At 72.3% G+C, this 3,757-nt stretch carries 6 protein-coding genes and 1 pseudogene; 4 read left to right on the forward strand and 3 right to left on the reverse strand.

From position 1 onward, the window contains the following. On the forward strand, positions 1 to 446 hold a 446-nt coding region (locus B0E53_RS34090; protein WP_146167899.1), incomplete at its 5' end, for a PASTA domain-containing protein. 27 nt (positions 447 to 473) lie between these two features. Here the strand turns inward: B0E53_RS34090 and B0E53_RS34095 are convergent. Together B0E53_RS34095 and B0E53_RS34100 are read right to left on the reverse strand one after the other, a co-directional pair. Next, positions 474 to 905: a hypothetical protein gene (locus B0E53_RS34095; RefSeq protein WP_210406327.1), complete on the reverse strand. Its 432-nt coding sequence runs from the start codon at positions 903 to 905 to the stop codon at positions 474 to 476. Between the two features lie 98 nt (positions 906 to 1,003). Further along, positions 1,004 to 1,291 carry a hypothetical protein gene (locus B0E53_RS34100; protein WP_107079670.1) on the reverse strand — a complete coding sequence of 96 codons (288 nt, stop codon included), beginning with the start codon at positions 1,289 to 1,291 and terminating at the stop codon, positions 1,004 to 1,006. Positions 1,292 to 1,920: 629 nt separating this feature from the next. Between B0E53_RS34100 and B0E53_RS34105 the strand changes: the two genes are divergently transcribed. The 3 genes from B0E53_RS34105 to B0E53_RS34115 all read left to right on the forward strand — a co-directional run bounded on the left by B0E53_RS34105 (position 1,921) and on the right by B0E53_RS34115 (position 3,532). Next, positions 1,921 to 2,802 (forward strand): helix-turn-helix transcriptional regulator, encoded by an 882-nt coding sequence (locus B0E53_RS34105; RefSeq protein WP_107079671.1) that lies wholly within the window; start codon positions 1,921 to 1,923, stop codon positions 2,800 to 2,802. Next, on the forward strand, positions 2,772 to 2,993 hold the full coding sequence (locus B0E53_RS34110) for a DUF397 domain-containing protein (protein ID WP_091264729.1): 222 nt from the start codon (positions 2,772 to 2,774) through the stop codon (positions 2,991 to 2,993). The genes B0E53_RS34105 and B0E53_RS34110 overlap by 31 nt, the downstream gene beginning before the upstream one ends. A 137-nt stretch (positions 2,994 to 3,130) precedes the next feature. Continuing rightward, entirely contained in the window at positions 3,131 to 3,532 is a 402-nt protein-coding gene (locus B0E53_RS34115; protein ID WP_107079672.1) for a hypothetical protein, read from the forward strand. Here B0E53_RS34115 and B0E53_RS34120 read toward each other — a convergent pair. Then, a pseudogene (locus B0E53_RS34120) lies at positions 3,500 to 3,757 on the reverse strand (hypothetical protein); the annotation flags it as partial. The gene B0E53_RS34115 and the pseudogene B0E53_RS34120 sit on opposite strands and share 33 nt — an antisense overlap.

Raw genomic sequence — 3,757 nt, forward strand, 5'->3', positions numbered from 1 at the left:
TCGCGCTGCTGCTGATCGCCCTGATCGGCCTGGGTGTCTGGCTGGCTCTCCGCGCGGCGGATCGCGACGCCGAGCCGGGCCTGTCGCCGTCGGCCGTGCCGAGCACCGCGCCGCAGACCAGCGCCGCGCCGAGCACGGCCGCGCCGAGTAGTTCGCCGCCGAGCAGCCCGCCGACCACCACGGCGGCCGCCGAGGTGCCGCTGCCGCCGCTGGTGGGGCAGCCGGAGTCCGCCGCCCGGGCGGCTCTCGACCGGCTGGGTGTGGACTACCGGGTGCGGTACCGCACGTCGGACCAGCCCGCCGGGACGGTGATCGACACCGACCCGGAGGCCGGCGAGCCGGTCGCCGAGGGGGACCGGGTCACCCTCGTGGTGGCCCGGGCTGCGGCCCCGACGACGGACGCCTCCACCTCGACGCCCTCGCCGACCGTCACCGCCACGCCGTGAGCGTTCACCACTGGCGGTGCCTGAGCCTCACCACTGGCGACGCCGGGTGCCGACCAGGCCCAGACCGGCCAGCGAGATGGCGAGGCCGAGCAGTCCCGAGTAGAACAGCGACCGGCTGAGGTCGGTGGCGGCCGAGGGGCGCTCGGCCAGCGCGCCCTCCCCGGCCCCGGCACCGGCCTCCTCCGAAAGGCCGGCGCCGCCCGGCGCGCCGGCCACCGACGGGTCGACCCGGTCGGGCACGTCCTCGTCCGCTTCGGTGGCCGGCCGGTTGCCCTCCCCGACCACGGTGATCTCCGGAGCGGGGACCGGCTCGGTCAACTCCGTGGTCGCGGAGAAGGCGGGGTGGCGGACCACGAGCGCGAGCACGGTCGCGGCGCCGAGGAACGCGAGGAGTCCGAGGGCGTAGCCGATACGGGACCGGTGGTGCCGCCGCGCGGCGGGCAGATTGACCATGACCATCCCAGGTTCAGGGTCCGGAGCGCGCGGGGTGGAGCGTTGCCGGGGTGGGCGTACCGATTCTATGGCGGTGGCACGCCCCCCGACCGGGTTTCGTGAGGTCAGCCGACCCGGACCGGGGTCCGGGTCACCGGACGACGGGCCGTCCGGACGGTGTGCGGACGCGGGGCCGGCGCGGCCTGGAGATGCCGCAACCCCTCCTGCTGTACGAAGATCGACCGCCGGTTGACCGCGTCCCCCGCCGCGTTCAACTCGTAGCCGTCGAGCCAGAGCCAACCGTCGTAGGTCGGCCAGTCGAGCACCCGGATCACCCGGAACATGATCGGTCGGAGGAACTGGACACTCGCCGCGCGAGTCACATGCAGTACGTCACCGGAGCGGGGAAGCACATGGGCTCCTGGGGAGGATCGGCCGGCGGGCGGGCCGGCGAGGCTGATCGGGGGGACAGGTCGGTCCGGTGACGGGGGATCTGCCTCGTGGACCGGCTGATCAGTGGGTCGGTGCTGGTCGGGCCGTACCCGCGGTGGCGGACCGCCACCCGACCATCACCCGGCTGCTCCCGGTTACCGCTCCCGCCGCCACAGCCAAGCTGGCGTGCAGCGGCGGGGTCTTCACCCCGGGGCAGGTCGCGCGGCGCGGGACGGCTCCCCTCCTGCCGTCCCGCGGCCCGTGGTGCGACCACGCCCGGAGATCATGCGAAGACGGTGAGTAACCCGTGCCATACCGACAGACTGCATCAGGGACGTGCTTCATGCAAGTTGCACGTCGAGTTTTGCCGATACGCGAGCAGGACACGTGAACGGGACGCTTGAAGCCTCAGGTCCCGGGACGGCACACTGGACGCCGGTTTCGCCCGTCGCGGCCGGTCGACGACCGGCACCATCCCCTGCCGCGAACGCTCGCCCGCCGTACGCCGGTCGCGCCCCCGGCGGGTGTGAAACCGGGCGCGACCGACCGGAGGTAGCCGGGTGCGCGCGAGGAATGGGATTCCCCGTCCATCGACCCGAGGGGTGACGTCGTGAGCGAGCGGCGCAGCCCGACCATCCGGCGTCGACGCCTGGGGGCGGAACTCCGCCGGCAGCGTGAAGCTGCCGGCATCACCATCGAGGTGGTCGCCGAGCAGTTGGAGTGTTCGGCCTCCAAGATCTCGCGTATCGAGACCGGCCACACCACCGCGACACCCCGGGACGTGCGGGACATGCTCCGCATCTACGGGGTGGTCGGCGCCGAGAGCGACGAGCTGGTGCAGATCGCCCGCGAGGCCCGGCAGAAGGGCTGGTGGCATCCGTACAGCACGGTGCTGGTCGGGGCGTACGTGGGACTGGAGGCGGCGGCCAGCTCGATCCGGGCGTACGAACAGCAGGTCGTGCCGGGCCTGCTGGAGACCGAGGAGTACGCGGGGGCGATGATCCGGGCCGCTCGGCCGGACTTCACCGCCGAACAGGTCGAACAGCGGGTGCGTGTCCGACTGGGCCGTCAGTCGTTGTTGACCCAGGACGATCCGGTCGATCTGTGGGTGGTGCTCGATGAGGCGGTGCTGAGCCGGCCGGTTGGCGGCGACGCGGTGATGCGTGGCCAGCTCAAACGGCTGGTGGAGGTGGCCGAACTGCCGAACGTGACGTTGCAGGTCCTGCCCTTCGAGGTGGGTGCGCACGCCGGCATGGACGGGACCTTCACGATCCTCAGCTTCCCCGAACCGAGTGATCCCGATGTCGTGTACGCGGAGAACGCCACGGGTGGGCTCTTCCTGGAGAAGAGCGACGAGCTACAGAAGTACAGCTTCATCTTCGATCACATTCGAGCAGCGGCCATTCGCCCGGAGGAATCCATCGCACACATCGCAAAACTGGCAGAGGAGCCGTTGTGGAAATGGCGACCAAGGAGTTCCCCGTGGACCTGACGCAGGCGACGTGGTTCAAGAGTTCGAAGAGCGGGCCGAACTGTGACAACTGCGTGGAGGTCGCGTACGTGACCGGGGCGGTCGGCGTCCGGGACTCGAAGGACAGGACGGGCCCGGCCCTGGTCTTCGCCCCGGGTGACTGGCACGCCTTCGTCGCCGGCGCCAGGGGCGGTGCGTTCGCCGGGAACTGATCCGGCGTTCCGTCCCCCAGAACGTGGTCCCGCCCGGCAGCGTCGCCGGGCGGGACCATTTCGTCTGCGCCGTCGCCAGTTCCGTTCCGCCTCGTTGAACCGCACAGATCGGCAACCGAACGAGGCAGGCGAGACGGATGACGACGATCGGTTCAGAGAATCTCACCAACGGCCCGGGCAAGCCCGAGCGGTTCGGTGGCAAGTACCGCGGGGCGCGCCGGGACAGCGTCCTCACCGAGGTGGGCTCTGGCGACGCCGAGATCGGCGGCCGGGACGCGCCCGCCCCGGAGCAGCCCGCCCCACCGCTCTCCCTGCCGTCGCTCGACCCGAACCCGCTCACCGAGCCGTCCTTCCCGCCGACCGGCTGGCCGATGGAGCCGCAGGAGTCCCTGGTGGACCATCCGCTGCTGCGCGGGCTGCTGATGGAGTTGCCGCCGAAGGGCAGCGTGCCCCCGCCCGGCTGGCTGGACCGCTGGTTCGAGGCGACCCGGGCGATCCTGGAGCTGCTATACGTGCAGGGGACCGGCCGCACCCGCTGACACGCCGGTCGCCGGCGGCAGGGCCCGCTCGGCGAGGCGGTTGTGCCGCAGGGCGTGGCGTACCCCGATGGCGATCACGCCGAGCACCGCGACGGTGGTCGCGGGCCCGGTGACGGCCGGCGTCGCGAACAGGTCGACGCCCGCGGCCGGGAGCACCGCGCCGAGCATCGCCAGCGCGGTCACCTGGAGCGGCAGCCCGATCAGCGGGTGCGCCGCGGCGGCGCG

Origin of the sequence: Micromonospora sp. MH33 (genome assembly GCF_003013775.1) — a bacterium.
Lineage (GTDB): Bacteria > Actinomycetota > Actinomycetes > Mycobacteriales > Micromonosporaceae > Micromonospora > Micromonospora fulviviridis.